The following is a 26,575-nucleotide window of genomic DNA, read 5'->3' on the forward strand; positions in this document are numbered from 1 at the left end:
GGTGCACCTGGATTTTGCATCCGACGCAGATCAAATGTGGGAGCGGCGGTGCGACGATTCGACTTGCTCGCGAAGGGGCCATCTGCAGCCCCCTAAACCTCAGGTTTAACCCGATCCGCGGGACGCCGCACTCCGGCAACAATCTTATCCACAGCCTTGGTCGCCGCGACCATGCCAAACGTCGCCGTCACCATCATCACCGCACCAAACCCTCCGGCGCAGTCGAGCTTCACACCGTCACCGACAAAACTCTTCTGCAAGCAAATGCTGCCATCCGGTTTCGGGTAGCGCAGTTGTTCGGTGGAAAACACGCACGGCACGCTGTAATGACGGGTCACGGTGCGTGAGAAGTTGTAATCCCGGCGCAAGGTCGAGCGCACTTTCGAAGCCAGCGGATCATTGAAGGTCCGGTTCAAATCGCACACTTGAATCAACGTCGGATCAATCTGCCCGCCCGCACCGCCGGTGGTGATGATCTGAATCTTGCGGCGCTTGCACCAGGCAATCAGCGCCGCCTTGGCATTCACGCTGTCGATGCAATCAATGACGCAGTCGATGTTCGGCGTGATGTATTCGGCCATGGTCTCGCGGGTGACGAAATCCGCCACCGCGTGCACGGTGCAGTCCGGGTTGATCCCGCGCAGGCGCTCGGCCATCACGTCAACCTTGGGTTTGCCGACGGTGCTGTCCAGCGCGTGCAACTGACGGTTGGCGTTGCTGACGCAGACGTCGTCCAGGTCGAACAGCGAAATCTCGCCCACGCCACAACGGGCGACGGCTTCCGCCGCCCAGGAACCGACGCCACCAACGCCGACGATCGCCACGTGGGCCGCGCGCAAGCGCTCCAGGCCGTCGATGCCATACAAACGGGCGATGCCTGCAAACCGCGGATCTTCTGTACTCATGACCATTACCCCAAAAACCGGCGCGCATTATAGGGCCGTCAGCGGCCAAGAGCATCTTTGGGCTATGAACGGGCGTCTTGACCTATTTAATCAGCCTACACAGAACCAAGATTTAACCTACAAGGTCCAACGAAAGAACTTAAACCGAGTTGGATTGCCCAACGTCCGGCATTTCCCTGTCCGCTGTACGGTCAGTGAACGCCCGGTGTAGGATGCGCGCCCCCAGCCTCTTGGCAATCGGCCGCCGACCGTTCCTTCGTTCAGCAGCCCCTGGAACCTGAAAAAGCTATGTCATCGCGTAAATTTGGACTCAACCTGGTCGTGGTGCTCGCCATCGCAGCCTTGTTTACCGGCTTCTGGGCGCTGATCAATCGCCCGGTCACCGCCCCCAACTGGCCTGAACAGATCTCCGGCTTTTCGTACTCGCCGTTCCAGCAAGGGCAGTACCCACAAAAAGAGCAATATCCGACCGACGATGAAATGCGTCGCGATCTGGAGATCATGAGCAAGCTGACGGACAACATCCGTACTTACTCGGTCGATGCCAGCTTGGGGGATATTCCCAAGCTCGCCGAAGAATTCGGTTTGCGCGTGACGCTGGGTATCTGGATCAGCCCGGATCTTGCGCGCAACGAGCGTGAAATCCTGCGCGCCATTGACCTGGCCAATACCTCCCGCAGCGTGGTTCGCGTGGTGGTGGGCAACGAGGCGATCTTCCGTAAGGAAATTACCGCCGCCGAACTGAGCGTGATCCTTGATCGCGTCCGCGCGGCAGTGAAAGTACCGGTGACGACCTCCGAGCAATGGCACATCTGGAAAGAAAACCCGAGCCTGGCCAAGCACGTCGACCTGATCGCCGCCCACGTCCTGCCGTACTGGGAACATGTTCCGATGGAGCAGTCCGGGCAGTTCGTACTCGACCGCGCCCGGGACCTGAAAAAGATGTTCCCGAAAAAACCGCTGCTGCTGTCGGAAGTCGGCTGGCCGAGCAACGGCCGTATGCGCGGTGGCGCCGACGCGTCGCCGGCAGACCAGGCAATTTATCTGCGGACCTTGGTCAACAAGCTCAATCGCCAGGGCTTCAACTACTTCGTGATCGAAGCCTTTGACCAACCGTGGAAGGCCAGTGACGAAGGTTCCGTGGGCGCTTACTGGGGCGTTTTCAACGCCGCGCGCCAGCAGAAATTCAACTTTGAAGGCCCGGTCGTCGCGATCCCGCAATGGCGCGTGCTGGCCATCGGTTCGGTGGTATTGGCTCTGCTGTCCCTGACCCTGCTGATGATCGACGGCTCGGCCCTGCGCCAACGTGGCCGCACCTTCCTGACCTTCATCGCATTCCTCTGTGGTTCGGTGCTGGTGTGGATCGGTTACGACTACAGTCAGCAATACAGCACCTGGTTCAGCCTGACGGTGGGCTTCTTACTCGCGCTCGGCGCACTCGGGGTGTTTATCGTGCTGCTGACCGAGGCGCATGAACTGGCCGAAGCGGTCTGGACTCACAAGCGTCGACGTGAATTCCTGCCAGTGGTCGGCGATTCGGACTACCGACCGAAAGTCTCGATTCACGTGCCTTGCTACAACGAGCCGCCGGAGATGGTCAAACAGACCCTCAACGCCCTGGCCAATCTCGATTATCCGGACTTCGAAGTCCTGATCATCGACAACAACACCAAGGACCCGGCGGTCTGGGAGCCGGTGCGCGACTATTGCGAAACCCTCGGCCCGCGCTTCAAGTTCTTCCACGTTGCACCACTGGCCGGCTTCAAGGGTGGCGCGCTGAATTACCTGATTCCGCACACCGCCAAGGATGCCGAAGTGATTGCGGTGATCGACTCGGACTACTGCGTCGACCCGAACTGGCTCAAGCACATGGTGCCGCACTTCGCCGATCCGAAAATCGCCGTGGTGCAGTCGCCACAGGATTACCGCGACCAGAACGAAAGCACCTTCAAGAAGCTCTGCTACGCGGAATACAAAGGTTTCTTCCACATCGGCATGGTTACCCGTAACGACCGTGACGCGATCATCCAGCACGGCACCATGACCATGACCCGGCGCTCGGTGCTCGAGGAACTGGGCTGGGCTGACTGGTGCATCTGTGAAGACGCCGAGTTGGGTCTGCGCGTGTTCGAGAAAGGCTTGTCAGCGGCGTATTACCACACCAGCTACGGCAAAGGCCTGATGCCCGATACCTTTATCGACTTCAAGAAACAGCGTTTCCGCTGGGCTTACGGTGCGATTCAGATCATCAAGCGTCACACCGCCAGTTTGCTGCGCGGCAAGGACACCGAGCTGACCCGTGGCCAGCGTTACCACTTCCTCGCGGGCTGGTTACCGTGGGTGGCGGATGGCATGAACATCTTCTTCACCGTTGGCGCGTTGTTGTGGTCGGCGGCGATGATCATCGTGCCGCAGCGGGTCGATCCACCGTTGCTGATTTTCGCAATCCCGCCATTGGCGCTGTTCGTGTTCAAGGTTGGCAAGATCATCTTCCTGTACCGCCGTGCGGTCGGGGTCAACCTGAAGGACGCTTTCTGCGCGGCATTGGCAGGGCTGGCGTTGTCGCACACCATCGCCAAAGCGGTGCTGTACGGCTTCTTCACCAGCAGCATTCCGTTCTTCCGCACCCCGAAAAACGCCGATAACCACGGCTTCTGGGTGGCGATTTCGGAAGCTCGCGAAGAAATGTTCATCATGCTGCTGTTGTGGAGCGCGGCGCTGGGGATTTTCCTGGTGAACGGCCTGCCGAGCAACGACATGCGCTTCTGGGTGACGATGTTGCTTGTGCAATCATTGCCATACCTGGCGGCGCTGATCATGGCGTTCCTGTCTTCGCTGCCGAAACCTTCGGTCGAGGCCGAACCGGCACCGGCGGTCTAAATCGTTCCAGATGCACTAAACGGCGGCCAATGGCCGCCGTTTTGCTTTAAGATAACCGCCATTTTGCAGGGCTTGGCGTGATATACGGTCTTTCTGACCGTACTCAAAACCTGTGGGAGCGGGCTTGCTCGCGAATGCGGTGTAACAATCAACTTTTATGCTGACTGACACACCGCATTCGCGAGCAAGCCCGCTCCCACATTTAGCCCGCGCCCATATTTTATGTTTTCGGAGTTTTCCATGACGGCCCACGCCGACCTTTCGCCGACCCTTCAACTCGCCATCGACCTGATCCGCCGTCCGTCCGTGACGCCGGTCGACGCCGATTGCCAGAAGCAGATGATGCAGCGCCTGGGCGATGCCGGTTTTGCGCTTGAGCCAATGCGCATCGAAGATGTGGATAACTTCTGGGCGACCCACGGTAAACACGACGGTCCGGTACTGTGCTTCGCCGGCCACACCGACGTGGTGCCGACCGGCCCGGTGACCGCGTGGCAGATCGACCCGTTCAACGCGGTGATCGACGAACACGGCATGCTCTGCGGCCGTGGCGCGGCGGACATGAAAGGCAGCCTCGCTTCCATGACCGTGGCGGCTGAGCGTTTCGTCACCGACTACCCGGATCACAAGGGCAAGGTCGCTTTCCTGATCACCAGCGACGAAGAAGGCCCGGCGCACCACGGCACCAAAGCCGTGATCGAACGCCTTGCCGCCCGTAAGGAGCGTCTGGACTGGTGCATCGTCGGCGAACCGTCGAGCACCACCCTGGTGGGCGATGTGGTCAAGAACGGCCGTCGCGGCTCCCTCGGTGCCAAGCTGACCGTGCGCGGCGTGCAAGGTCACGTGGCGTATCCGCACCTGGCGAAGAACCCGATCCACCTCGCCGCCCCGGCGCTGGCCGAACTGGCCGCCGAGCACTGGGACCACGGCAACGATTTCTTCCCGCCAACCAGCTTCCAGATCTCCAACGTGAACTCCGGCACTGGCGCGACCAACGTAATCCCGGGCGACCTGGTGGCGGTGTTCAACTTCCGCTTCTCCACCGAATCCACTGTGGAAGGCCTGCAAAAGCGCGTCGCTGACATCCTCGACAAGCATGGCCTGGACTGGCACATCGACTGGGCGCTGTCCGGTCTGCCGTTCCTCACCGAACCGGGTGCGTTGCTGGATGCTGTCGCGTCGAGCATCAAGGACATCACCGGTCGTGAAACCAAGGCGTCCACCAGCGGCGGCACCTCCGACGGGCGCTTCATTGCGACCATGGGTACTCAGGTTGTTGAACTGGGCCCGGTCAACGCGACGATCCACCAGGTCAACGAGCGTGTGTTGGCTGCCGACCTCGACGTGCTGACCGAAATTTACTACCAGACCCTGATCAAGTTGCTCGCCTGATGCTCGCCTGCCCGATCTGCAGCGAACCGCTGAATGCGGTGGACAACGGCGTGGCCTGCCCCGCCGGGCATCGTTTCGACCGTGCGCGCCAGGGTTACCTGAACCTGTTGCCGGTGCAGCACAAGAACAGCCGCGACCCTGGGGATAACCTGGCGATGGTCGAAGCCCGACGCGACTTTTTGAACGCCGGCCATTACGCGCCGGTGGCCAAGCGTCTGGCGGAACTGGCCGCTCAGTACGCACCGCAGCGCTGGCTGGACATCGGTTGTGGCGAGGGTTACTACACCGCGCAAATCGCCGAGGCTTTGCCGAACGCCGACGGTTACGCATTGGATATTTCCCGGGAAGCGGTCAAACGCGCCTGCAAACGCAACCCGCAGCTGACCTGGTTGATCGCCAGCATGGCGCGGGTGCCGTTGGCCTCTGGCAGCTGCCAGTTTCTCGCCAGCGTCTTCAGCCCGCTGGATTGGGAGGAAGCCAAGCGCCTGCTCAGCCCCGGTGGCGGTTTGATGAAAGTCGGGCCGACCAGTGGCCATCTGATGGAATTGCGCGAGCGTCTGTACGACGAAGTCCGTGAATACACCGATGACAAGCATCTGGCCCTGGTGCCGGAAGGCATGACGCTGCAGCACAGCGAAACCCTGGAGTTCAAACTGACGCTGGAAAAGGGTCAAGACCGTGCGAACCTGTTGGCCATGACGCCCCACGGCTGGCGCGCCAGTGCTGAACGCCGGGCGGCGGTCATCGAACAGGTCGAGCCGTTCGAGGTCACTGTTTCAATGCGCTACGATTACTTCGTACTTCAATAATTTTTAATTTTTTGGTCTTCGGCATTTGCCGTAGGCCGGCTAAATCCGCGAATGGATTTTTCAGACCCGCAGTGAGGACATCCATGCGCCAACCCGATATCGAGATTTACCTGAAAGACGCCGACGTCGACTACAAGGCCGTCGCGGCCTGGCTCGGCACTGCTTTGGGCCCATGCACCGACTGGGTCCAGAAAGGCCAGACCTACAAGTGCAAGGCCGGCAACGTGTCGGTCACCTGGCTGCCGAAAGCCGTGGGCAAATGGAACAGCCTGTTCCTGGACAGCGACCAGACCCCGTGGGAAGACGACATCGCCTGCGCCCGCGCCGCGTTTGCCGCGCTGAACGTTGAAGTGCGTTGCGCACCGGGTAGCTGGGTCGAGGAAGAAGGTGAAGAGACAGCTGATCGCTGGATGCGCATCAGCGCTGATGGTGAAGAAGAAATCACCTGGAAAACCGTCTGACACGCTGATCGTTCCCACGCTCCGCGTGGGAATGCCTCAACGGACGCTCTGCGTTCGGCTTGAAAGGGACGCGGAGCGTCCCGGGCTGCATTCCCACGCAGAGCGTGGGAACGATCTTTACAGGCCTACAACATCCTCAGCCTGCAAACCCTTCTCGCCGGTCACCACGCCGTATTCAACCTGCTGACCTTCAGCCAACGAGCGGTGCCCTTCGCCGCGAATCGCGCGGTAATGCACGAACACGTCTACCCCGTCCTCGCGCTGAATGAAGCCGTAACCCTTGGCATCGTTGAACCACTTCACATTGCCGGTTTCGCGCGTAGCCATGTCAGTACCCCCTTGTTTTTATTTTGAACGGCCGAGTATATGACAGCCGCCAAAACTCTCAACTCAAGTTTACTTAGCCGCTTTTTTGCCGATTTTCGGCGAATACGGCACACTATCGGCCGCCCGAGCAAACGCTCGGTTTTATTCACTCATGCAGATGCCGTATGACCCGTTCCCCGTTCCGCCGTCTTGTGTTTGGCACCCTGCGCCGACTGCTCTACCTCTGGGTTCGCTCGGAGACGATCAATCAGTCGTCGTTCACCCTCAACCTCGACCGCAGCCGTCCGGTGTTCTACGTCCTGCAAAACCCTTCGCTGACCGACCTGGCCGTGGTCGATACCGAGTGCAGCAAGGCAGGTTTGCCGCGCCCGGTGTTGCCGGTATCGGTAGGTACGCTGGAGGAACCCGCGGCGTTCTTTTACCTGACGCCAGAGCCCGATTGGCTCGGCCGTCAGGACAAGCGTGGTGCACCGCCGACATTGACTCGTCTGGTCAGTGCCCTGAGCCAAAACGCCGTCGAAGACGCGCAGATCATCCCGGTCAGCGTGTTCTGGGGTCAGTCGCCAGACAGCGAATCGAGCCCGTGGAAACTGCTCTTCGCCGACAGCTGGGCGGTCACCGGGCGCCTGCGTCGGTTGTTGAGCATCATTGTCCTGGGGCGCAAAACCCGGGTGCAGTTCTCCGCGCCGATCCATTTGCGCGAGCTGATCGACCACAACAAGGGCCACGAGCGCACCGTGCGCATGGCCCAGAGAATTCTGCGGGTGCACTTCCGCAACCTGAAAGCGGCGGTGATCGGTCCGGACATTTCCCACCGTCGCAACCTGGTCAAAGGCCTGCTGAATCAGCCGCTGGTCAAGCAAGCGATCCTCGACGAAGCCGAGCGTGAAAACATTTCCCCGGAGAAAGCCAAGGCCCAGGCCCTGCGCTATGGCAACGAGATCGCCTCCGACTACACCTACACCGCGATCCGCTTCATGGAAGTAGTGCTGAGCTGGTTCTGGAACAAAATCTACGACGGCATCAAGGTCAACAACATCGAAGGCGTGCAAAAGGTCGCCCCGGGTTACGAAGTGATCTACGTACCCTGCCACCGCAGCCACATCGACTACCTGCTGCTGTCCTATTTGCTGTTTCGCAACGGCCTGACCCCGCCGCACATTGCCGCCGGGATCAACCTCAACATGCCTGGGATCGGCGGCCTGCTGCGTCGCGGCGGTGCGTTCTTCATGCGCCGCACCTTCAAGGGCAACCCGCTGTACACCTCGGTGTTCAACGAATACCTGCACACCCTGTTTACCAAAGGTTTCCCGGTGGAGTACTTCGTCGAGGGTGGCCGTTCGCGCACCGGGCGCATGCTGCAACCAAAAACCGGGATGCTGGCAATCACCCTGCGCAGCTTCCTGCGTTCGTCGCGGATGCCGATCGTTTTCATCCCGGTCTACATCGGTTACGAGCGTGTGCTGGAAGGCCGGACCTACCTCGGCGAACTGCGTGGCGCGACCAAGAAGAAAGAATCGATCTTCGACATTTTCAAAGTCATCGGCGCGCTCAAGCAGCGTTTCGGCCAAGTGGCGGTGAACTTCGGCGAGCCGATCAAACTGGCGGAATTCCTCGACAGCGAGCAGCCGGACTGGCGTAAACAGGAACTCGGCCCGCAGTTCAAACCGGCCTGGCTCAACGAAACTACCAACCGGTTGGGCGAGAAAGTCGCGCAGCATCTGAACGAAGCGGCGGCGATCAACCCGGTCAACCTCGTGGCCCTGGCGCTGCTGTCCACCAGCCGTCTGGCGCTGGATGATCGCGCTATGGCGCGGGTGCTTGATCTGTATCTGGCGCTGTTGCGCAAGGTCCCGTATTCGCCGCACACCACGCTGCCGGAAGGTGACGGCCGGGTGCTGATCGAGCATGTGAAGGACATGGATCTGCTGTCCGAGCAGAGCGATGCCCTGGGCAAGATTCTGTACCTGGACGAGCAGAACGCCGTCCTGATGACCTACTACCGCAACAACGTTTTACACATCTTCGCCCTGCCGGCGCTGTTGGCAAGTTTCTTCCAGAGCGCCTCGCGCATGAGCCGCGAACAGATCCTGCGCTACACTCGCGCGCTCTATCCGTACCTGCAATCGGAGCTGTTCATTCGCTGGTCGATGGACGAGCTGGATGCGGTGATCGACCAATGGCTTGAAGCCTTCGTCGAGCAAGGTCTGCTGCGTTTTGAGAATGACGTCTACCTGCGTCCGGCGCCGAGCTCGCGGCATTTCGTGCTGCTGACCTTGCTGTCGAAGAGCATCGCCCAGACTTTGCAACGCTTTTACATGACGGTCTCGCTGCTGCTCAACAGCGGTCAGAACAGCATCAGCGCCGAAGAGCTGGAAGACCTGTGCACGGTCATGGCCCAGCGCCTGTCGATCCTCCATGGACTCAACGCCCCGGAATTCTTCGACAAGAGCCTGTTCCGCCACTTCATCCAGACCATGCTGGACCTCGACGTGCTCAAGCGCGACGAGGCCGGCAAGCTGAGCTATCACGAATTGCTCGGCGAACTGGCCGAAGGCGCGGCCAAGCGAGTGTTGCCGGCGGAGATTCGCTTGTCGATCCGTCAGGTCGCGTTGCATCGCAGTGAGGATGCGGCGGATCAGGTCGCCACACAGCCGGAGGCTTAATGCAATACCTGTGGGAGCGGCGGTGCGACGTTTCGACTTGCTCGCGAAAGCGGTTTAACTTTCAACATCTCTGTTGTCTGACACACCGCCTTCGCGAGCAAGTCGAAACGTCGCACCGCCGCTCCCACATTTACTGGAGATCTGCGATGAAAAAACTCTCTCTATTGGCCATGACCACCCTGCTGGGCGCCTGTCAGTCGATGCAACCTGCCGCCAAAACCAGCCTCGATGGTGAAGTCTTCTACCTGCAACGCATTGCCCTGCCGCCGAGCGCTACCTTAAGCGTCAGTTTGCAGGACGTTTCCCTGGCCGATGCGCCTGCCGTGGTCCTCGACGAACAGAAAGGCCCGGTCAAGGGCCAGGTGCCGTTGCCGTTTCATCTGAGTTACGATCCAACGCAGGTCAAACCAGGCCATCGTTATTCGGTCAGCGCACGGATCGAAGTGAATGGCGAACTGATGTTCATCACCACCGAACATCACGCCGTGCAGCTTGATGGCAGCGACCCGCAGCCACTGAAAATCCGCGTCGACTCCGCCCGCTAATTCTCTATTTTGAACAAGGAAGCTGCCATGTTCCGCCCTACCCTTCGCTTCGCCGGCCTGTGCGCAGGCTTGATGATCTCTGCCAGCGCACTGGCGCTGTCGCTCAACGACCTGTCGCAAAACGACGCCACCGGCGGCCTCAAGGATGCCCTGACTCAAGGTGCGCAACTGGCCGTGAAACAACTCGGCACGCCGGGCGGGTTCAGCAACAACCCGGACGTGAAAATCGAACTGCCGGGCAAACTGGGCAAAGTCGCCAGCAAGATGAAACAGTTCGGCATGGGCGACCAGGTCGATCAGCTGGAAACCAGCATGAACAAAGCGGCTGAAACCGCCGTGACCCAGGCCCAGCCAATCCTGGTGGACGCGGTGAAGAAGATGAGCGTGGAGGATGCCAAGGGCATTCTCAGCGGCGGCAAGGACTCGGCCACTCAGTACCTGAGCAAAACCAGCCGCGAACAGATCCGCGTCAAGTTCCTGCCAATCGTCAAGCAAGCTACCGACCAGGTGGGCCTGGCCAAGCAGTACAACTCGTTCGCCGGACAAGCCGCGACGATGGGTGTGGTGGATGCGAAGAGCGCCAACATCGAAAGTTATGTGACCGAGCAGGCGTTGAACGGTTTGTTCGAAATGATTGGTAAACAGGAAGAAGCCATTCGCCAGAATCCTGCGGCGGCAGCGACGAGTTTGGCGAAGAAGGTGTTTGGCACCCTCTAATACACTCTCCCGCTGATCGTTCCCACGCGCAGCAAAGGAATGCATCCCGTGACGCTCTGCGTCACAGCGGACGCGGAGCGTCCGTGGCGGCATTCCCACGCGGAGCGTGGGAACGATCAGAGCGGGGTTGTGTTTTGAGCCCGCAGAAAGAACACCCACTCCCGCCCCATCTTCCGCTTCTCAAACACCTCCAATTCGACCAGCCCATTCAATGTGGCCGACGCGGTGTTGTAAGAACAGTCCAGATTCTCCTTCACATTGACCGCCGTAAACTCCTTGGCCATCCCGCTCTTGGCCACTTGGAACACGGCTCGCTGCTTCTCGGTCAATCGGTCAAAAAAGCCGGACTCCAACAACCAGCGATCAAAGCTTTCGGCATACGCCAGACTTTTCCGATATGCCTCGGTGAAACCGCTGACAGCCCGCAGGATCACCGAGCATTGAAAGTCGATGAAATAAGTCAGATCGAGGTCATCAGCCTCAGTGTTCAGATAAGACCGTCCGTATTTCACCGGCGCACTACGCAGCAAAATGCTGATCGCAATGTAGCGAAAGGCAGAGTAGTCATTCTTGAACATGAACCAATAAAACAGCGCCCGCGCCACCCGGCCGTTGCCGTCGCGGAAAGGATGCTCATAGCCCAGTGCAAAATGCAGTGCGATGCCTTTGATCAGTGGATGAAGGTAATCCACTTGATCGGGATCGTTGTGGGGCTGATTGATCCACATCGACAGCACCCGCAATCGTGACACCAGCCCTGCTGCGGGCGGCGGTGTATGCACGGTGTTGCCCTCGCCGTCCTGCACCACTACATCATCGTTGCCCCTGAACGCCCCCGGCGAATATTGCGTGTCATCAATGCCCTCGACACCCACCCGGTGCATGGCTGAAATCAGTTCGACACTCAGGGCGTCATGACGCTTTTCCCAGGCGAAATTCATCATCTTGAAGTTGCCGATCACCATTCGCTCATCCGGCGTGCGCGGCAGGCGATTGCGCTTGAGCATGTCCTTGGCCACGCGCGTGGTGGTCGCCGCGCCTTCGAGCTGGCTGCTGCTGATGGCTTCGTCTTCGATCAAATCGTTGAGCAGATAGCTGAAGTGCGCGTGCTCACCAATCTGACTGGTCATGTACTCCAACGCGGCCGTTGTGGCTTGCCGATCGACGGCGGAAATAGCTTTCTGCGCCAACGGCGTGAGCATGAATTTGCCCCATTGAAGCGGCTCGCCCAGCGGCAAAAGACTTGAGTACTGCGCAGTCCGGGCTTTCTTCACCAGCGCCCAGCACAGATTCGAATCCAGCCCCGGCGCCCAGCGGTAGCGCAACTCATCGAAAGGCAGATAGCGCCCCTGATCGTCCAGCGGCTTGAGCAGGCCAAGGTAGTCCGAGAGGCGTTCCTTGTGGGGCGACTTCCCCAACAGGTCGAATACCGGGTCGGTCCTTCCCCTCAAAATGGGCGGCTTTTTCATTATTGCTGTCTCAAAAACTCGTAAAACTGAGTCTTGAGTACAGCACTCAGACCTCTCTGACTCAATATCAGAAGGTTCTGAAATAACTGTAGGAGCAAAGCTTGCTCGCGATGCAGGCGCCTCGGTTCAAATGTTTGACCGAGGTGCAGCCATCGCGAGCAAGCTTTGCTCCTACAGAGGTCAGGCTGGGTCTTTCTTGATCCGGAACCACGCCGCATACAGCGCCGGCAGAAACAGCAATGTCAGCGCCGTCGCCACAATCAACCCGCCCATGATCGCCACCGCCATCGGACCGAAAAAAACGCTACGCGACAGCGGAATCATCGCCAGCACCGCCGCGAGTGCAGTCAACACAATCGGCCGGAAGCGCCGCACCGTGGCTTCAATAATCGCCTGCCAAGGCTTGAGCCCGGAAGCAATGTCCTGCTCGATCTGGTCCACAAGAATCACCGAGTTACGCATGATCATCCCGGACAGCGCGATCGTCCCGAGCATGGCGACGAAACCGAACGGCTGACGGAACACCATCAGGAACAAGGTCACACCGATCAAACCCAAAGGCGCCGTCAGAAACACCATGACCGTGCGTGAGAAACTGCGCAGTTGCAGCATCAGTAACGTCAACACCACCACGATGAAAAGCGGCACACCGGCCTTCACCGAATTCTGCCCGCGAGCCGAGTCTTCCACCGTGCCACCGACCTCCAGCAAATACCCGTCCGGCAGTTCGGCGCGAATCGGATCGAGGGTCGGCATGATCTGCTTCACCAGCGTCGCCGGTTGCTCCTTACCGTAGATGTCGGCACGCACCGTCACGTTCGGCAAGCGGTTGCGGTGCCAGATGACGCCTTCTTCGAAGCCGTATTCCAGGGTCGCAATTTGCGACAACGCTACGCTGCGACCGTTGTCAGTTGGCACCGCCAGGCTTGGCAGCAGCGACAGTTCGGTGCGTTCGTGCAACGTGCCGCGCAACAGAATCTCGATCAACTCGTTGTCTTCACGGTACTGGCTGACGCTGGAACCGGTCAGAGAGCTTCGCAGGAACGTCGACAGGTTCGCAGTGCTCACGCCAAGCGCCCGTGCGCGGTCCTGATCGATGTTCAGATAAACGACTTTGCTCGGTTCTTCCCAATCCAGATGGACGTTGACCACGTGCGGGTTCTCGCGAACCTTGGCCGCGACTTTACGGGCCAGCGCACGGACTTCCTCGATGTGCTCACCGGTCACCCGGAACTGCACCGGATAGCCAACCGGTGGCCCGTTCTCCAGACGTGTCACCCGCGCGCGCAGGGCCGGGAATTGTTCCTTGAGGGCTTCGATCAGCCAGGTGCGCAGGACTTCGCGCTCCTCAATGGTTTTGGCCAGGACTACAAACTGCGCGAAGCTTGCTGCAGGAAGTTGTTGATCCAGCGGCAGGTAAAAACGTGGCGAACCGGTGCCAACATAAGCGACATAGTTGTCGATACCGGCGTGATCCTTCAGCAGTGCTTCGAGGCGTTTGACCTCATCGCGGGTGTTGCTCAACGAGGCGCCTTCCGCCAGTTTCAGATCGACCATCAACTCCAGGCGACCCGATGCCGGGAAGAACTGTTGCGGCACGAAGCGAAACAGGATGACAGAACCGATAAACAACACGGCCGTAAGGACAATGACCGTCTTGCGCCGCCGTACGCACCACTCCACCAGGCGTCTGACGCGCTGATAGAACGGCGTGCCGTAAGGGTCGGGCTGGCCGTCGCCGGTGCCATGTTTGGCTGCATGAATCTTCGCCAGATCCGGCAGAAGTTTTTCCCCCAGATAAGGCACAAATACAACGGCGGCAACCCACGAGGCCAGCAACGCGATGGTCACTACCTGGAAGATCGAACGGGTGTATTCACCCGTGCCCGATTGCGCAGTGGCAATCGGCAGGAAGCCAGCGGCGGTGATCAGCGTACCGGTGAGCATCGGGAATGCGGTGCTGGTCCAGGCGTAACTGGCCGCCTTGATCCGGTCGAAGCCCTGCTCCATTTTGATCGCCATCATTTCCACGGCGATGATCGCGTCATCCACCAACAAACCCAGCGCCAGTACCAATGCCCCGAGGGAAATTTTGTGCAGGCCGATTCCCAGGTAATACATGCAGGCGAACGTCATCGCCAATACCAATGGAATCGCCAGCGCGACCACCATGCCGGTGCGCACACCGAGGGAGAAAAAGCTCACTAACAGAACGATTGCCAGCGCTTCCACCAGCACCTGAACAAATTCGCCGACACTACTTTTCACAGCGGCGGGCTGGTCGGAGACCTTGCGCAGCTGCATACCGGCAGGAAGATTTTTCTGGATCCGGTCGAACTCGATTTCCAACGCCTTGCCCAGCACCAGAATGTCGCCACCGTCCTTCATGGCCACGGCCAGACCGATGGCGTTTTCCGCCATGAAGCGCATGCTCGGCGCCGGCGGATCGTTGAAACCCCGACGCACATCCGCCACATCGGCGATGCGGAACGTACGATCACCGACGCGGATCGGGAAGCTCTTGATCTCTTCGACGGTCTGAAAATTCCCCGAGACGCGTAGTTGCAAGCGCTCACTGCTGGTTTCAAAGAACCCGGCGGTGGACACCGCGTTCTGCTCTTCAAGGGCCTGCTGCACCGCCGACAAAGGCAGGCCGAGGGTGGCGAGTTTGACGTTGGAGAGTTCGATCCAGATCTTCTCGTCCTGTAACCCGAGCAGATCGACCTTGCCCACATCCTTGACCCGTTGCAGCTGAATCTGCACGCGGTCGGCGTAGTCCTTGAGTACCGCGTAATCAAAACCTTCGCCGGTCAGCGCGTAGATGTTGCCAAACGTTGTGCCGAACTCATCATTGAAGAATGGCCCCTGGATGCCCGGTGGCAGGGTCTGACGAATGTCGCCGATCTTCTTGCGAACCTGATACCAGAGGTCCGGGATTTCCACCGAGTGCATGGAATCGCGGGCGACGAACGTCACTTGTGATTCACCCGGACGGGAGAACGAAACGATGCGTTCGTACTCGCCGGTTTCCATCAGCTTCTTTTCAATGCGCTCGGTGACCTGGCGCGATACCTCTTGCGCCGTGGCCCCCGGCCAGTTGGTCCGAATCACCATGGCCTTGAAGGTGAACGGAGGGTCTTCACTTTGGCCGAGTTTGGTGTAGGACAGTGCGCCGACAACCGCCAGCAAGAGCATCAGGAACAGTACGATCTGGCGATTACGCAGCGCCCATTCGGAAAGATTGAAACCCATCGGGGATTACTCCTTGCCCGCCAGATTGACCACGCGGTTGGAGCGATCCACCGGACGCACCTGTTGTCCTTCAAGCAGCACATGGACGCCAGCGGCCACCACCCAGTCGCTGGCATTCAGGCCTTCGAGCACCGGTACGGTTTTCTCGCCGAAGGCTCCGACCCGTACCGGGGTTTTCTTCAGGGTGTTGTTGGCGTTGACGACCCAGACGTAGGTCGCGCCGTTTTCTGCGGTCAGTGCGGAAAGCGGCACCGACAGCGGCACCACATCGGAGGTCTGAACGAACACCCGGGCACTCTGGCCAAGTTCAGCGGGGACCTTGCCGGCAGTGAAGGCGATGCGGGCGGCAAAGGTGCGCGATTTTGGATCGGCAGCGGGCGACAGCTCACGGATGCGCCCGGCGAAACGTTGGTCAGGTTGGGTCCAGAGTTCGACTGACACTGGCTGACCGACCTTGAAGCGGCCAAAGCTCTGCTCCGGCAAGCTGATCAACACTTCACGTTCGCCATCGGTGGCGAGGGTAAATACGGTTTGCCCCGCCGCCACCACTTGCCCGACTTCAACCGCGCGTTTAGCCACAACCCCATCCTGAGGCGCACGCAGCACGGCATAACTGGCCTGATTGGTCGAAACGTTGAATTCGGCTTTGATTTGCTTGAGACGTGCTTCACCGGATCGGTAAAGGTTTTCGGAATTGTCGTACTGCGAACGGCTGACCATCTGACGGTCCATCAGGGTCTTGTAACGATCACGTTCGGCGCGCACCAGGCTCAGATTGGCCTCGGCAGCGGCGACCTGGGCACGGGTGGCTTCCAGTTGCAGGCGCACGTCTTGAGGATCGAGCTCCGCCAGAGGTTGGTCGGCCTTGACCCGCTGCCCCTCTTCGACCAGTCGTCGACTGACTTTACCGCCAATGCGAAACGCCAGGTCCGGCTCATACCGTGCGCGGACTTCACCGGGAAAACTTTCCATCGCCTGGGCCGAAGGCTCTGGCTGCACGACCATGGCCGGGCGAACGGTGACTTGAGGCGCCTCTTCGTGACCACACGCAGACAATAAAAACGCCAGACTGACCGGCAACGCGAGGGGCAAGGCATAGCGGAACATGGTGAAGGACCTTTCGCTAATGGTGCTTGGAATAATTATACTGAGCAGTATGTTATTAATAGCAAACTCACCAGTCCAGTAATAAAAGCGCATATGCCTAACAATCTTTCAGTACCCAACGGCCCGGGCCGTCCCAAGGATCTGGCCAAGCGCCAGGCGATCCTCGATGCGGCGAAAATTCTGTTTCTGAGCAAGGGTTATGCGAATACCAGCATGGACGCCGTCGCGGCCGAGGCCGGTGTGTCGAAGTTGACGGTCTACAGCCATTTCAACGACAAGGAGACGCTGTTCTCCGCCGCTGTGATGGCCAAGTGCGAAGAGCAATTGCCGACGCTGTTTTTCGAATTGCCGGACGGCACTGCCGTAGAAACCGTGCTGTTGAACATCGCGCGTGGCTTTCATCAGCTGATCAACAGCGACGAATCGGTCAACCTGCATCGGCTGATGATGACGCTGGGCAGCCAGGACCCGAAACTCTCGCTGATCTTCTTCGAGGCCGGGCCTGAACGCATGCTGCATGGCATGGAGCGGTTGCTGACCAAGGTTGATCAGAGCGGCGCGTTGAGCATCGACAAACCGCGCAATGCGGCCGAGCACTTCTTCTGCCTGCTCAAGGGTGCGGGGAATTTCAGGCTGCTTTATGGCTGTGGCGAGCCGCTGACCGGGGATGCGGCCGAGAGCCATGTGCAGGAAGTGGTGGAGTTGTTTATGCGGGCGTATCGGCCAGAGACAGCCTGATGGATTTGTAGCGCCAGGACCGACGCCATCGCGGGCAAGCCTTGCTCCTACAGGTTTGAAGCGATCACAAAATGTGTAAACGACATCAATCCGTAGGAGCAAAGCTTGCTCGCGATAGGGGCGACTCGGTCTTAAGGCTTCAGCGCTTTTTTCGGATAAATGTCATACCGGCTCGATTTACCATCCAGCGCATGACTCGGTTTCGGTCCTTCGATGCATGGCGCCTTGCGCGGGCGCTTGACCACCACTCGATGGCTGGCCAACGCCAACGCCGCTTCGAGCAGTGCCGGCGCATCCGGGTCATCGCCTACCAGCGGCCGGAACAGGCGCATTTCCTTCTTCACCAAGGCCGTTTTCTCACGATGGGGAAACATCGGATCGAGGTAGATCACCTGCGGCGGCTCGCCTTCCCAATTGCGCATTACCTCGATCGAGTTGCCCTTGAGCAAGCGCATCCGCGCCACGATTGGCGCCACCTCAAAGTCTTCCGCGCCGCGTGCCAGGCCATCTTCAAGCAACGCACCAATCAGCGGCTGACGCTCGATCAGGCTCATCTCGCAGCCCAGGCTCGCCAGCACGAACGCATCTTTGCCCAGCCCCGCCGTGGCATCCAGCACGCGCGGACGCACGCCTTGGGCAACCCCGACAGCCTTGGCGATCATCTGACCGCTACCGCCGCCGTACAAGCGGCGATGGGCCGCACCGCCCTCGACAAAGTCCACCCGCACCGGCCCCGGCGCGTCCGGGCCCAGTTGCTGCAGCTGCAAACCCTGGTCGCCGACCTGCAAGGCAAACTCACCGTCATCCACCTGCATCGGCAAACCCAGGCGCTCGGCCCATTGTTCGGCCTGTGGCTGAAAAGTCGCGGCCAAGGCCTCGACGTGGATGCGGCAGGCCGCAGGTTGCTCAATCATGAGAAAACACACTCAAAAAATTAATGATCGGCAAAAACGGCCGATAACAAAACTATCGAGCATTTTGCCAGAGCTGAGCGTCGACCGAGAGAAATGTCAGACATTCAACGCACATCGATAGGCTACATCTCGCCCCACGGCGATTTTGGTCTACGAAACTCCCAAGCACTGAGCGGCGTCAGTCACCTGTGGCAGGATTTCTTTGCCCAGGCCCTGGCCGATCAGTCGGGCGATGTCGTACCGGCTTCTCTCAACTTTCCACCGGTCGATCTCGACAGCCCGGTCGAACCCACCGTTGGCAGCGAACTGCTGGCGCACATCATTTCCCAGCGCGAATGCGATGTGAAAGAAACCGAGGTCCGCCCGCCCGAGCCACTGTTCCTGCCGATTGCCGAGTTCGAAATGGACCTGGCCGACAAACCTTTCCCACCGTTCCCGGCACAAGAAATCGTCGCTCAACAGAAGCAACAGGACTTCGAAAGTCGCTGGGTGCGCCCGATCGTGCTCACCGCAGGTCAGCCTGTGCCGGAAGCAGGCCCGGCGCCGCAACCGCGTCCGCTGCACCTGCCGATCGCCGAATTCGAACTCGATCTGCTGGACAAGCCCTTCCCGCCGTTCTCGCCCGAAGAGCTGGTGGAGCAACAGAAACAACTCGATTTCGATAACGGCTGGGCTCGCCCGATCGTCCTGCAGAACCTGCGCATCGCCGCCTGACTTTCAATAACAAGCCCTCAGCGACACACCCACCATGGCCCGACATCCACATGAAAGTGATTGCGATGGGCGGCGTTGTAATCCGGGCTCAAGACCACACTGAACATGTCGCAGGCGCCATCGCGGACCTGACGTAAAAACCGCGCGCCCTGATTATCCTTCGGCCAATCCTTGAGCACGTTGATGGAGCGGCCATCGGCCAAGCGAAAACCGGCGATATCCAGCGCATCGGCGCTGGCATGCTGGCTGCGTCTGCCATTTTCGCGGCTGTAGACGTTGCGACAGGCAAAGCTGCCGAGATGGTCGACGCGCGTTACCGCTTGACCGTACACCGCCTGTGCCGCTGGTTGCAGGGCGTGGTGTTCGAACAGGGCGAACGACACCGCCAGGCGGCAACTGGCGAGGAAGCTGCTGCTCAGCGCCACCTCGCCGCCTTGTACACGCAGGGTGTTGATCAACGGGCACGTCACGTCGGGGCTGTCGGCCTGATGGGTTACGCGCAATCCAGAGCTGCTCAGGGCTTGATCGCACAACTGCGGATCATCGCTCAAGCGCATCAGTTTGTAGCGGGTCAGAAAATTGGGCGCCGCTTTCACGTCCAGCGGCGCCCAAGGGTTCCACTGTGGTGGCAGTGAGATCCAGCCGCGCCAGACGCTCACCGCCGCCGTGCCGATGATCAACAGCATCAACAGCAGCCACCACCGAAACCGCATCGTCAGCCTTTGAACAATTGATTGGCCTGGGCGTACGGCATGGATCGCGATGTGAAGCCGAACGTGCCCGACGTCTTGATCTCTTCGGCAGCGCGGAAGAACTCGCCATACGCCGCCAGGGCCAGTGCCGAACCGACACTGATACGTTTGACGCCCATTTCGCTCAACTGCTCGACCGTCAGTTTGAGCCCACCGGACATCAACACATTGACCGGTTTCGGCGCCACGGCACGAACCACCGCCAACACATCTTCAGCACTGCGCAGACCCGGCGCGTACAACACGTCGGCACCCGCCTCGGCAAACGCCTGCAAGCGGCGAATGGTATCGGCGAGATCAGGATTGCCGTGCAGAAAGTTCTCCGCGCGAGCGGTCAACATAAAGGAAAACGGCAAGCTGCGAGCCGCTGCCACGGCAGCCTCAATGCGCGCGACAGCATGCTCGAAGCAGTAAATAGGGGATTCTTCACGGCCGGTGGCATCTTCGATCGAGCCGCCGACAGCGCCGGCCTCTGCCGCACGCAAAATACTCTGCGCGCATTCGGCTGGATCGTCAGCGAAGCCGTTTTCCAGATCGACGGCGACGGGCAGATCAGTTGCCGCGACTATCGCCCGAACGTTTGCCAGGGTGTCGTCCAGCGTCAGCGCGCCATCGGGGCGGGCGTTGGAAAAAGCGTAACCGGCACTGGTGGTCGCCAGCGCTTCGAAACCAAGGCTGGCAAGCATTTTCGCCGAGCCGGCGTCCCACGGGTTGGGAATGACAAAAGCCCCCGCGCGTTCGTGCAGTGCTTTGAACGTTTGGGCTCGAAGGGTTTGCGCATCCATTGGCAGGCTCCTGAAAAAGACAAGGAATCCGCTTCAGAGCAGGCCAAGTTGCTCGGCAGCGGGCTCTCTGTATAGCTCAGGCAGCGGCGGCAGGCCAGGCAAACGCAGCATCAGTTTTGCGTGAAAACGTTGCGCCAGTTTGGCGGCCAGCAAATTGTCGGCGGTGTGCAGGAAGATATAAGGCGTACGGCCCTCTTCGATCCACACGGCGATTTTCTCGACCCACGGCACCAGGAACGGGTCGTTGGCCTCAAGCTGCGGATGGCCGATGAAGCGCACCTGCGGACATTGCGTGAAGGCGGCCGGACGCGGCGGCACCCGGGGCTTTTTCGATTGGGCGTGAAGTACCGAGGGATCGGTCGATGTGCAGCTGAACAGCGCGCGGGGATCGAGGCAGATACGCTCGACACCGCGATCCAGTAGCAGGCGATTGAGCATTTTCTCGGCATCGCCCTTGGCGAAAAACTCGTCATGCCGCACTTCAACCGCCAGAGGCCGGTCCACAGCATCAATAAAACCGGCAAGCTCCGACAGCCGCTGCGGCGTGAAGCTTTTGGACAGTTGCAGCCACAGCGGTGAAACCCGTTCGCCGAGGGGGCTGAGCAATTGCAGGAAGGTTTCGGCCGCGGTCAATTGTTCGCGCAGGTCGCCGCTGTGGCTGATGTCGCCGGGGAACTTGGCCGTGAAGCGAAAGTGTTCGGGCATGGTCTCAGCCCAACGCTGCACGGTGGTCGCAGCCGGGCTCGCGTAGAAGGTCGTATTGCCTTCCACGGCATTGAACACTTGGGAATAGAGACTCAGAAATTCGGCGGGTTTTGCGTCTTGCGGATACAGGTAGTCGCGCCAGGCGTTTTCACTCCAGGATGGACAGCCCAGGTAGTAAGGCAGCCGCATCAGATGTACAGATCGAGGCCCAGTACATCCGAATCCCAATCGACAAAACCGGCGGTGCTCAGGTAGCTGGCCAGGGCCTTCGCGACACTGTTGCTCATGGCTCGGTGATAAAGCATGTCTTGTTGACGGGCGGGGAGATTGCTCAAGCGTTGCGCAGAGGCTTTGGCTGCGCGGGCAGCCATTTGCTCTTCGGATGGAATTTCCAGCTCGCCGTCGATATCGACGTAGTCGTCATCCGCCACAGGCCCTTTGCGAGGCTTGCGTTTGATGGGGTAGGACTGAGAGGGAACGCCGTCTATACGCATGAGTACATGTCCGGTATCAATGATGGCAGTTTAGTGGCGCATAGCCCACTTCGCAAACCGCCGAGTGATAACTAGAACACAGAAAATGGAAAAGGTTTAAAAGCTGGGGATACAAAACGACGATTGGCTGCGTTGGTACACTTTGTGGCGAGGGAGCTTGCTCCCTCGCCACAAAAGCAATGCGGATTATCGTGCTTTCGGCGTCGCCACTTTATCGCGCAAATACACCGGCTGAGCCTCATCAGCCACGATCGCCTCGCCTCGCGCCCAGGCAAAACGCGCCAGGGTTAGCAGGTCCTCAGCGTGAGGCAGCATGCCCGCATCCTGACCGGTCAGGCTGACGGCGATTCGCTCGGCATAACCCCAGCCAGTGCCGGCGCCAAACCACTCACCGCTGGCGTCAGCCGGCAACGCGGCCACTTCCGGTGGCAGCACCGCTTCATTGCCGACCAGCCGCATCTCCCCCGCTGTTTCGCGGTAGCAACCCCAATACACTTCGTCCATGCGCGCATCGATGGCGGCCGCGACCTGGCTCACGCCATGTTCGCGATAGGCCCGCTGCGCCAGCACGGCCAGGTTCGACACCGGCAACACCGGACGATCCAGCGCAAACGCCAGCCCCTGCACCACGCCGATGGCGATCCGCACGCCGGTGAACGCACCCGGACCACGTCCGAACGCGATGGCATCGACCGCTTGCAGGGTGGTCCCGGCATCCGCCAGCAGTTGCTGAATCATCGGCAGCAGCTTCTGCGCATGCAGGCGCGGGATCACCTCGTAATGGCTCGTGACTTTACCGTCATGCAGCAAGGCAACGGAGCAAGCTTCAGTCGCGGTGTCCAGGGCCAGCAAGGTGCTCATCGATGTTTCCGTAAGAGAGGTCAGAAAAAGTGCGCCAGTATAAACAACTACGGCCCGCAAGCGGGCCGTAGAAGATGAAGCGATTCAGACTTTTCAGCTCAGCGCTTCAAGCACCTTGCCGGTGATCGCTTCAACCGAGCCAACACCTTCGACGTGGCTGTACTTCGGTTTGCCTTGAGCGGCGGACAGCTCCTGGTAAAACTTCACCAGAGGCTCGGTCTGGGCGTGGTAGACCGACAGGCGATGACGCACGGTTTCTTCAGTGTCGTCTTTGCGCTGCACCAGCTCGTCGCCGGTGATGTCGTCTTTACCGGCAATTTTTGGCGGGTTGTAGACGATGTGGTACACGCGGCCGCTGGCCTCGTGAACACGACGGCCAGCGATACGCTGAACGATGTCTTCGTCTTTAACGTCGATTTCCAACACGTGGTCCAGCTCGACGCCGGCCTTCACCAGGGCTTCAGCCTGAGGAATGGTGCGCGGGAAACCGTCGAACAGGAAACCGTTGGCGCAATCAGCCTGGCTGATGCGTTCCTTGACCAGATTGATGATCAGGTCATCGGAAACCAGACCACCGCTGTCCATGACGCTCTTGGCGATCAGGCCCAGCTCGGTGCCGGCCTTGACCGCGGCACGCAGCATGTCGCCGGTGGAGATTTGCGGAATGCCGAATTTTTCGGTGATGAACTTAGCCTGAGTACCTTTACCGGCCCCGGGAGCTCCCAGCAGAATGACGCGCATCGATGTGCTCCTCAATTTTTTATATGGATAACGTCAGATTCGCCTCGTGGGGCCAATCTCAAAATAAGGGTCGTGACCGCCCAAACGGTCAAAGGCTGATCAAGATACACAGCAGATCCTACGCACACAAGCCGCCGAAAGTCGGAGAAACCCACGCCTGATGTGACCTTTCGTCGGGGTAACCCTAGTCGCAACCCCATCACTAACTGTCGCCTGGCAGCACTTTTCAACCCCCTCGCCCACAGGCACCCGACGCTCGCGCCGAGTGCCTTGTCCCACGACGAAAACCTTAGCCGGTATTACGCAAACCGGCGGCAATCCCCGCCACAGACACCAGCAGCGCCTGTTCTACCGGGCTGCCCTGCGCCACTTCCTGTAGTCGCGAACGCGCCAACAACTCAGCCTGCAATAGATGAAGAGGGTCGAGGTAAGTGTTGCGCAAGCGGATGAATTCAAGCGTGGCTGGGCTATGTGCCAGTAGCTGCGACTGACCAGTCAACCCAAGGACCACCGAGCAGGCCTGCGACAATAGGTCGCGTAAATGCGCACCCAAAGGGAGCAGTTCCGGCTCGACCAGACGCTCATCGTAGGACCGGGCGATATCGGCATCGGCCTTGGCCAACACCATTTCCAGCATATCGATGCGCGTGCGGAAGAACGGCCACTGCTCGCGCATCTGCCCCAGCAACTCGCCTTCGCCGCGCTCCAGCGCCTTGCTCAGCGCAGCTTCCCAGCCGAGCCACGCTGGCAACATCAGACGCGTCTGGGTCCAGCCGAAGATCCACGGGATCGCTCGCAGGCTTTCAATCCCGCCGGCGCGGCGCTTGGCCGGGCGACTGCCCAGCGGCAAGCGTCCCAGTTCCTGCTCTGGAGTGGACTGGCGGAAATATTCAACGAACTGCGGGTTTTCCCGCACCACGGCGCGATAAGCGCTGACACCGTCGGCGGCCAATTCGTCCATCAGATTGCGCCAGGCTGGCTCTGGTGGCGGTGGCGGCAGCAAGGTCGCTTCCAATACCGCTGCCAGGTACAGATTGAGGTTTTGTTCGGCGATGTCCGGCAGGCCAAATTTGAAACGAATCATTTCCCCCTGCTCGGTGGTACGGAAACGCCCCGCCACTGAGCCCGGCGGCTGCGACAGAATCGCCGCGTGTGCCGGGCCACCGCCGCGACCCACGGTGCCACCGCGACCGTGGAACAACAGCAGTTCCACTTGCTGCTCGCGGCAGATGTCGACCAAGCGCTCCTGCGCCCGATACTGCGCCCAGGCCGCCGCCGTCGTGCCGGCGTCCTTGGCCGAATCGGAGTAGCCGATCATCACTTCCTGCGGCCCTTGCAGGCGCGAGCGATAACCGGGCAGCAGCAACAGTTTTTCAATCACCGGGCCGGCGTTGTCGAGGTCGGCAAGGGTTTCGAACAGCGGCACCACGCGCATCGGCCGCAACACGCCAGACTCTTTGAGCAGCAGTTGCACGGCCAACACGTCGGAAGCGGCGCCGGCCATGGAGATCACATAAGAACCGAGCGATGCGCCCGGTGCGGCAGCGATTTCCCGACAGGTCGCCAACACTTCGGCGGTGTCGGCCGATGGCTTGAAGTACGCCGGCAGTAACGGCCGGCGGTTGTTCAGTTCGCGCATCAGGAAAGCGATGCGCTCTTCCTCGCTCCAGTCCTCGTACCGCCCCAGGCCCAGGTAATCGGTGATCTCGGTCATGGCAGCGGTATGTCGCGTCGAGTCCTGACGCACATCGAGCCGCACCAGGAACAACCCGAACGTCACCGCCCGGCGCAGGCAATCGAGCAGCGGACCATCAGCGATCACGCCCATGCCGCACTCATGCAGCGAGTGGTAGCACAACTCCAGCGGATCAAGCAGCTCGCGGTTGCTTTGCAACACATCGGCAGGTGCCGGCGTGGTCGTCGTCAAAGCGGCGTGAGCCCAGTTACGCGTCGCGCGCAGGCGTTCACGCAGCTGTTTAAGCACCGCACGGTAAGGTTCGGCGCTGTCCCCGGCCTTGGCCCTCAAGTCGTCGCTGGCCTGCTGCATCGACAACTCGGCCGCCAGGTGATCGACATCGCGCAGGTACAAGTCCGCGGCCATCCACCGCGCCAGCAGCAAGACTTCACGGGTCACGGCAGCGGTCACGTTGGGGTTGCCGTCCCGGTCGCCGCCCATCCACGAGGCAAAGCGAATCGGCGCTGCCTCCAGTGGGAGGTGCAGGCCAGTGGCGTCATGCAGGGCTTTATCGGCCTTGCGCAAATAATTGGGGATCGCCTGCCACAGCGAATGTTCGATCACCGCGAAGCCCCATTTGGCTTCATCCACGGGGGTTGGGCGGGTGCGACGGATTTCTTCGGTGTGCCAGGCTTCGGCGATCAGGCGCTGCAACTTCGTGTGGATCTGCTCACGTTCGGCAGTGGTCAGATCGCGATGATCCTGGGCGGCCAGTTGAGCGGCAATGGCGTCGTACTTCTGGATCAGCGTACGGCGCGCCACTTCGGTCGGGTGCGCGGTGAGGACCAGTTCGATCTCCAGCCGTCCCAGTTGCCGGGCCAGGGATTCGGCGCCATGACCTTCAGCACTCAGGCGGGCGAGCAGTTCCGGCAGTACCCGCGCTTCGAACGGCGCAGGCTGTGACTCTTCGCGACGGTGAATCAGCTGATATTGCTCGGCGATATTGGCCAGGTTGAGAAACTGGTTGAACGCCCGCGCCACCGGCAGCAACTCTTCTTCGCTCAATTGATTGAGGCTGGCGCTCAGTTCAGCGTCCATCGAACCGCGACGGTCGGCCTTGGCGCCTTTGCGGATCTGCTCGATCTTGTCGAGAAAACCGTCCCCGTACTGTTCACGAATGGTGTTGCCCAGCAGCTCACCCAATAGGTGAACGTCCTCGCGCAAGCGTGCATCAATATCGGTCATCAGCAGTTCTCCAGCGAAAATCCGGGTGACTTGGTGTCCATGCTCTTGAGTTAGAGAGTGCCGCTGTAAAGCGGTTCTTACAAGCAGACGACGATGGGAATGCTGTTCGCCCGAGAAAGTTTTGGGATTGGGGATTGGGATTGGTGGGGTACATATCCGTTTCTGCGGTTATGGCTGATTACGGTTTCGCTTTTACAGCGAGTCACTTGGAAAAGCCCCAAGTAACCAAGGGCTCTTGCCCCGCCATTCGGTGCCTCGCCTAGGCTCGGCATGCCCTCACTCCGGCATTGCTCCGGGGGCCCGCCGCCATCGGCCATCCATGGCCGGGGGCGGCTACCGCGGCATCCTTGCCGCGGTGCCCCCTGCGCAACGCCTGCGTTCGGCCTCTGGGAAAGGGGCAACAGATCAAAATCAAAAGCAA

The 26,575-nt window shown here is 60.0% G+C and carries 22 protein-coding genes; 9 read left to right on the top strand and 13 right to left on the bottom strand.

The genetic code is table 11. From position 1 onward, the window contains the following. Nucleotides 1–92 precede the first annotated feature (92 nt). Nucleotides 93–905: a tRNA cyclic N6-threonylcarbamoyladenosine(37) synthase TcdA gene (gene tcdA, locus CKW16_RS09120; protein WP_371918014.1), complete on the bottom strand. Its 813-nt coding sequence runs from the start codon at nucleotides 903–905 to the stop codon at nucleotides 93–95. Between the two features lie 288 nt (nucleotides 906–1,193). On the opposite strand from tcdA, the gene CKW16_RS09125 reads away from it, so the two are divergent. The 4 genes from CKW16_RS09125 (at nucleotide 1,194) to CKW16_RS09145 (ending at nucleotide 6,447) form a co-directional block, all read left to right on the top strand. After that, nucleotides 1,194–3,785 (top strand): glycosyltransferase, encoded by a 2,592-nt coding sequence (locus tag CKW16_RS09125; RefSeq protein ID WP_095128109.1) that lies wholly within the window; start codon nucleotides 1,194–1,196, stop codon nucleotides 3,783–3,785. 240 nt (nucleotides 3,786–4,025) lie between these two features. After that, nucleotides 4,026–5,177, top strand: coding sequence for a succinyl-diaminopimelate desuccinylase (gene dapE, locus CKW16_RS09135; protein ID WP_008146697.1), 1,152 nt, complete (start codon nucleotides 4,026–4,028; stop codon nucleotides 5,175–5,177). Then, entirely contained in the window at nucleotides 5,177–5,986 is an 810-nt protein-coding gene (locus CKW16_RS09140; RefSeq protein ID WP_056739139.1) for a putative RNA methyltransferase, read from the top strand. Before dapE ends, CKW16_RS09140 begins: the two co-directional genes overlap by 1 nt. Nucleotides 5,987–6,069: 83 nt before the next feature. Continuing rightward, complete coding sequence (locus CKW16_RS09145; protein ID WP_008146702.1) at nucleotides 6,070–6,447, top strand: hypothetical protein; 378 nt, start codon at nucleotides 6,070–6,072, stop codon at nucleotides 6,445–6,447. Nucleotides 6,448–6,564: 117 nt separating this feature from the next. Here the strand turns inward: CKW16_RS09145 and CKW16_RS09155 are convergent, their stop codons facing one another. Next, nucleotides 6,565–6,774 (bottom strand): cold-shock protein, encoded by a 210-nt coding sequence (locus tag CKW16_RS09155; protein WP_008146705.1) that lies wholly within the window; start codon nucleotides 6,772–6,774, stop codon nucleotides 6,565–6,567. A gap of 164 nt (nucleotides 6,775–6,938) precedes the next feature. On the opposite strand from CKW16_RS09155, the gene plsB reads away from it, so the two are divergent. The 3 genes from plsB (at nucleotide 6,939) to CKW16_RS09170 (ending at nucleotide 10,702) form a co-directional block, all read left to right on the top strand. After that, nucleotides 6,939–9,440 (top strand): glycerol-3-phosphate 1-O-acyltransferase PlsB, encoded by a 2,502-nt coding sequence (gene plsB, locus CKW16_RS09160; protein WP_095128112.1) that lies wholly within the window; start codon nucleotides 6,939–6,941, stop codon nucleotides 9,438–9,440. Nucleotides 9,441–9,586: 146 nt separating this feature from the next. After that, complete coding sequence (locus CKW16_RS09165) at nucleotides 9,587–9,985, top strand: YbaY family lipoprotein (protein WP_095128113.1); 399 nt, start codon at nucleotides 9,587–9,589, stop codon at nucleotides 9,983–9,985. Between the two features lie 27 nt (nucleotides 9,986–10,012). After that, a complete protein-coding gene (locus CKW16_RS09170) occupies nucleotides 10,013–10,702 on the top strand; it encodes a DUF4197 domain-containing protein (protein WP_046046320.1) in 690 nt (229 codons plus the stop codon). A 116-nt stretch (nucleotides 10,703–10,818) separates the two neighbouring features. On the opposite strand, the gene CKW16_RS09175 is transcribed toward CKW16_RS09170, so the two are convergent. The 3 genes from CKW16_RS09175 to CKW16_RS09185 all read right to left on the bottom strand — a co-directional run bounded on the left by CKW16_RS09175 (nucleotide 10,819) and on the right by CKW16_RS09185 (nucleotide 16,530). Further along, complete coding sequence (locus tag CKW16_RS09175; protein WP_095128114.1) at nucleotides 10,819–12,171, bottom strand: Fic family protein; 1,353 nt, start codon at nucleotides 12,169–12,171, stop codon at nucleotides 10,819–10,821. 180 nt (nucleotides 12,172–12,351) lie between these two features. Beyond that, nucleotides 12,352–15,423, bottom strand: coding sequence for an efflux RND transporter permease subunit (locus CKW16_RS09180; RefSeq protein ID WP_095128115.1), 3,072 nt, complete (start codon nucleotides 15,421–15,423; stop codon nucleotides 12,352–12,354). A 6-nt stretch (nucleotides 15,424–15,429) separates the two neighbouring features. Then, entirely contained in the window at nucleotides 15,430–16,530 is a 1,101-nt protein-coding gene (locus CKW16_RS09185) for an efflux RND transporter periplasmic adaptor subunit (protein ID WP_095128116.1), read from the bottom strand. A gap of 93 nt (nucleotides 16,531–16,623) precedes the next feature. On the opposite strand from CKW16_RS09185, the gene CKW16_RS09190 reads away from it, so the two are divergent. After that, nucleotides 16,624–17,268 carry a TetR/AcrR family transcriptional regulator gene (locus CKW16_RS09190; RefSeq protein WP_095128117.1) on the top strand — a complete coding sequence of 215 codons (645 nt, stop codon included), beginning with the start codon at nucleotides 16,624–16,626 and terminating at the stop codon, nucleotides 17,266–17,268. 131 nt (nucleotides 17,269–17,399) lie between these two features. On the opposite strand, the gene CKW16_RS09195 is transcribed toward CKW16_RS09190, so the two are convergent. Next, nucleotides 17,400–18,182 (bottom strand): class I SAM-dependent methyltransferase, encoded by a 783-nt coding sequence (locus tag CKW16_RS09195; RefSeq protein ID WP_008146717.1) that lies wholly within the window; start codon nucleotides 18,180–18,182, stop codon nucleotides 17,400–17,402. Between the two features lie 93 nt (nucleotides 18,183–18,275). On the opposite strand from CKW16_RS09195, the gene CKW16_RS09200 reads away from it, so the two are divergent. Then, nucleotides 18,276–18,896: an energy transducer TonB gene (locus CKW16_RS09200; protein ID WP_095128118.1), complete on the top strand. Its 621-nt coding sequence runs from the start codon at nucleotides 18,276–18,278 to the stop codon at nucleotides 18,894–18,896. A gap of 17 nt (nucleotides 18,897–18,913) precedes the next feature. Here CKW16_RS09200 and CKW16_RS09205 read toward each other — a convergent pair whose 3' ends face one another. The 7 genes from CKW16_RS09205 to ppc all read right to left on the bottom strand — a co-directional run bounded on the left by CKW16_RS09205 (nucleotide 18,914) and on the right by ppc (nucleotide 26,154). Next, nucleotides 18,914–19,609 carry an extensin family protein gene (locus tag CKW16_RS09205; protein ID WP_095128119.1) on the bottom strand — a complete coding sequence of 232 codons (696 nt, stop codon included), beginning with the start codon at nucleotides 19,607–19,609 and terminating at the stop codon, nucleotides 18,914–18,916. Nucleotides 19,610–19,611: 2 nt separating this feature from the next. Further along, nucleotides 19,612–20,433: an oxaloacetate decarboxylase gene (locus CKW16_RS09210; protein ID WP_095128120.1), complete on the bottom strand. Its 822-nt coding sequence runs from the start codon at nucleotides 20,431–20,433 to the stop codon at nucleotides 19,612–19,614. A 33-nt stretch (nucleotides 20,434–20,466) separates the two neighbouring features. Then, a complete protein-coding gene (locus CKW16_RS09215; protein ID WP_095128121.1) occupies nucleotides 20,467–21,327 on the bottom strand; it encodes a DUF72 domain-containing protein in 861 nt (286 codons plus the stop codon). Then, a complete protein-coding gene (locus CKW16_RS09220) occupies nucleotides 21,327–21,632 on the bottom strand; it encodes a hypothetical protein (RefSeq protein ID WP_095128122.1) in 306 nt (101 codons plus the stop codon). The genes CKW16_RS09215 and CKW16_RS09220 overlap by 1 nt, the downstream gene beginning before the upstream one ends. 186 nt (nucleotides 21,633–21,818) lie before the next feature. Beyond that, nucleotides 21,819–22,493 (bottom strand): tRNA (adenosine(37)-N6)-threonylcarbamoyltransferase complex dimerization subunit type 1 TsaB, encoded by a 675-nt coding sequence (gene tsaB, locus CKW16_RS09225; protein WP_095128123.1) that lies wholly within the window; start codon nucleotides 22,491–22,493, stop codon nucleotides 21,819–21,821. A 93-nt stretch (nucleotides 22,494–22,586) separates the two neighbouring features. After that, the gene (gene adk / locus CKW16_RS09230; RefSeq protein WP_027924949.1) at nucleotides 22,587–23,234 is read right to left on the bottom strand and encodes an adenylate kinase; all 648 of its coding nucleotides are present in this window, start codon (nucleotides 23,232–23,234) and stop codon (nucleotides 22,587–22,589) included. 289 nt (nucleotides 23,235–23,523) lie between these two features. Beyond that, the gene (gene ppc, locus CKW16_RS09235) at nucleotides 23,524–26,154 is read right to left on the bottom strand and encodes a phosphoenolpyruvate carboxylase (protein WP_095128124.1); all 2,631 of its coding nucleotides are present in this window, start codon (nucleotides 26,152–26,154) and stop codon (nucleotides 23,524–23,526) included. Between the last annotated feature and the right edge of the window lie 421 nt (nucleotides 26,155–26,575).

It is taken from the genome of Pseudomonas sp. Irchel s3h14 (assembly GCF_900187425.1).
Lineage (GTDB): Bacteria > Pseudomonadota > Gammaproteobacteria > Pseudomonadales > Pseudomonadaceae > Aquipseudomonas.

What these genes read in the sequence shown, in the direction of transcription:
- tcdA (WP_371918014.1), bottom strand. Translation starts at nt 905, where the DNA reads ATGAGTACAGAAGATCCGCGGTTTGCAGGCATCGCCCGTTTGTATGGC.
- CKW16_RS09125 (WP_095128109.1), top strand. Translation starts at nt 1,194, where the DNA reads ATGTCATCGCGTAAATTTGGACTCAACCTGGTCGTGGTGCTCGCCATC.
- dapE (WP_008146697.1), top strand. Translation starts at nt 4,026, where the DNA reads ATGACGGCCCACGCCGACCTTTCGCCGACCCTTCAACTCGCCATCGAC.
- CKW16_RS09140 (WP_056739139.1), top strand. Translation starts at nt 5,177, where the DNA reads ATGCTCGCCTGCCCGATCTGCAGCGAACCGCTGAATGCGGTGGACAAC.
- CKW16_RS09145 (WP_008146702.1), top strand. Translation starts at nt 6,070, where the DNA reads ATGCGCCAACCCGATATCGAGATTTACCTGAAAGACGCCGACGTCGAC.
- CKW16_RS09155 (WP_008146705.1), bottom strand. Translation starts at nt 6,774, where the DNA reads ATGGCTACGCGCGAAACCGGCAATGTGAAGTGGTTCAACGATGCCAAG.
- plsB (WP_095128112.1), top strand. Translation starts at nt 6,939, where the DNA reads ATGACCCGTTCCCCGTTCCGCCGTCTTGTGTTTGGCACCCTGCGCCGA.
- CKW16_RS09165 (WP_095128113.1), top strand. Translation starts at nt 9,587, where the DNA reads ATGAAAAAACTCTCTCTATTGGCCATGACCACCCTGCTGGGCGCCTGT.
- CKW16_RS09170 (WP_046046320.1), top strand. Translation starts at nt 10,013, where the DNA reads ATGTTCCGCCCTACCCTTCGCTTCGCCGGCCTGTGCGCAGGCTTGATG.
- CKW16_RS09175 (WP_095128114.1), bottom strand. Translation starts at nt 12,171, where the DNA reads ATGAAAAAGCCGCCCATTTTGAGGGGAAGGACCGACCCGGTATTCGAC.
- CKW16_RS09180 (WP_095128115.1), bottom strand. Translation starts at nt 15,423, where the DNA reads ATGGGTTTCAATCTTTCCGAATGGGCGCTGCGTAATCGCCAGATCGTA.
- CKW16_RS09185 (WP_095128116.1), bottom strand. Translation starts at nt 16,530, where the DNA reads ATGTTCCGCTATGCCTTGCCCCTCGCGTTGCCGGTCAGTCTGGCGTTT.
- CKW16_RS09190 (WP_095128117.1), top strand. Translation starts at nt 16,624, where the DNA reads ATGCCTAACAATCTTTCAGTACCCAACGGCCCGGGCCGTCCCAAGGAT.
- CKW16_RS09195 (WP_008146717.1), bottom strand. Translation starts at nt 18,182, where the DNA reads ATGATTGAGCAACCTGCGGCCTGCCGCATCCACGTCGAGGCCTTGGCC.
- CKW16_RS09200 (WP_095128118.1), top strand. Translation starts at nt 18,276, where the DNA reads ATGTCAGACATTCAACGCACATCGATAGGCTACATCTCGCCCCACGGC.
- CKW16_RS09205 (WP_095128119.1), bottom strand. Translation starts at nt 19,609, where the DNA reads ATGCGGTTTCGGTGGTGGCTGCTGTTGATGCTGTTGATCATCGGCACG.
- CKW16_RS09210 (WP_095128120.1), bottom strand. Translation starts at nt 20,433, where the DNA reads ATGGATGCGCAAACCCTTCGAGCCCAAACGTTCAAAGCACTGCACGAA.
- CKW16_RS09215 (WP_095128121.1), bottom strand. Translation starts at nt 21,327, where the DNA reads ATGCGGCTGCCTTACTACCTGGGCTGTCCATCCTGGAGTGAAAACGCC.
- CKW16_RS09220 (WP_095128122.1), bottom strand. Translation starts at nt 21,632, where the DNA reads ATGCGTATAGACGGCGTTCCCTCTCAGTCCTACCCCATCAAACGCAAG.
- tsaB (WP_095128123.1), bottom strand. Translation starts at nt 22,493, where the DNA reads ATGAGCACCTTGCTGGCCCTGGACACCGCGACTGAAGCTTGCTCCGTT.
- adk (WP_027924949.1), bottom strand. Translation starts at nt 23,234, where the DNA reads ATGCGCGTCATTCTGCTGGGAGCTCCCGGGGCCGGTAAAGGTACTCAG.
- ppc (WP_095128124.1), bottom strand. Translation starts at nt 26,154, where the DNA reads ATGACCGATATTGATGCACGCTTGCGCGAGGACGTTCACCTATTGGGT.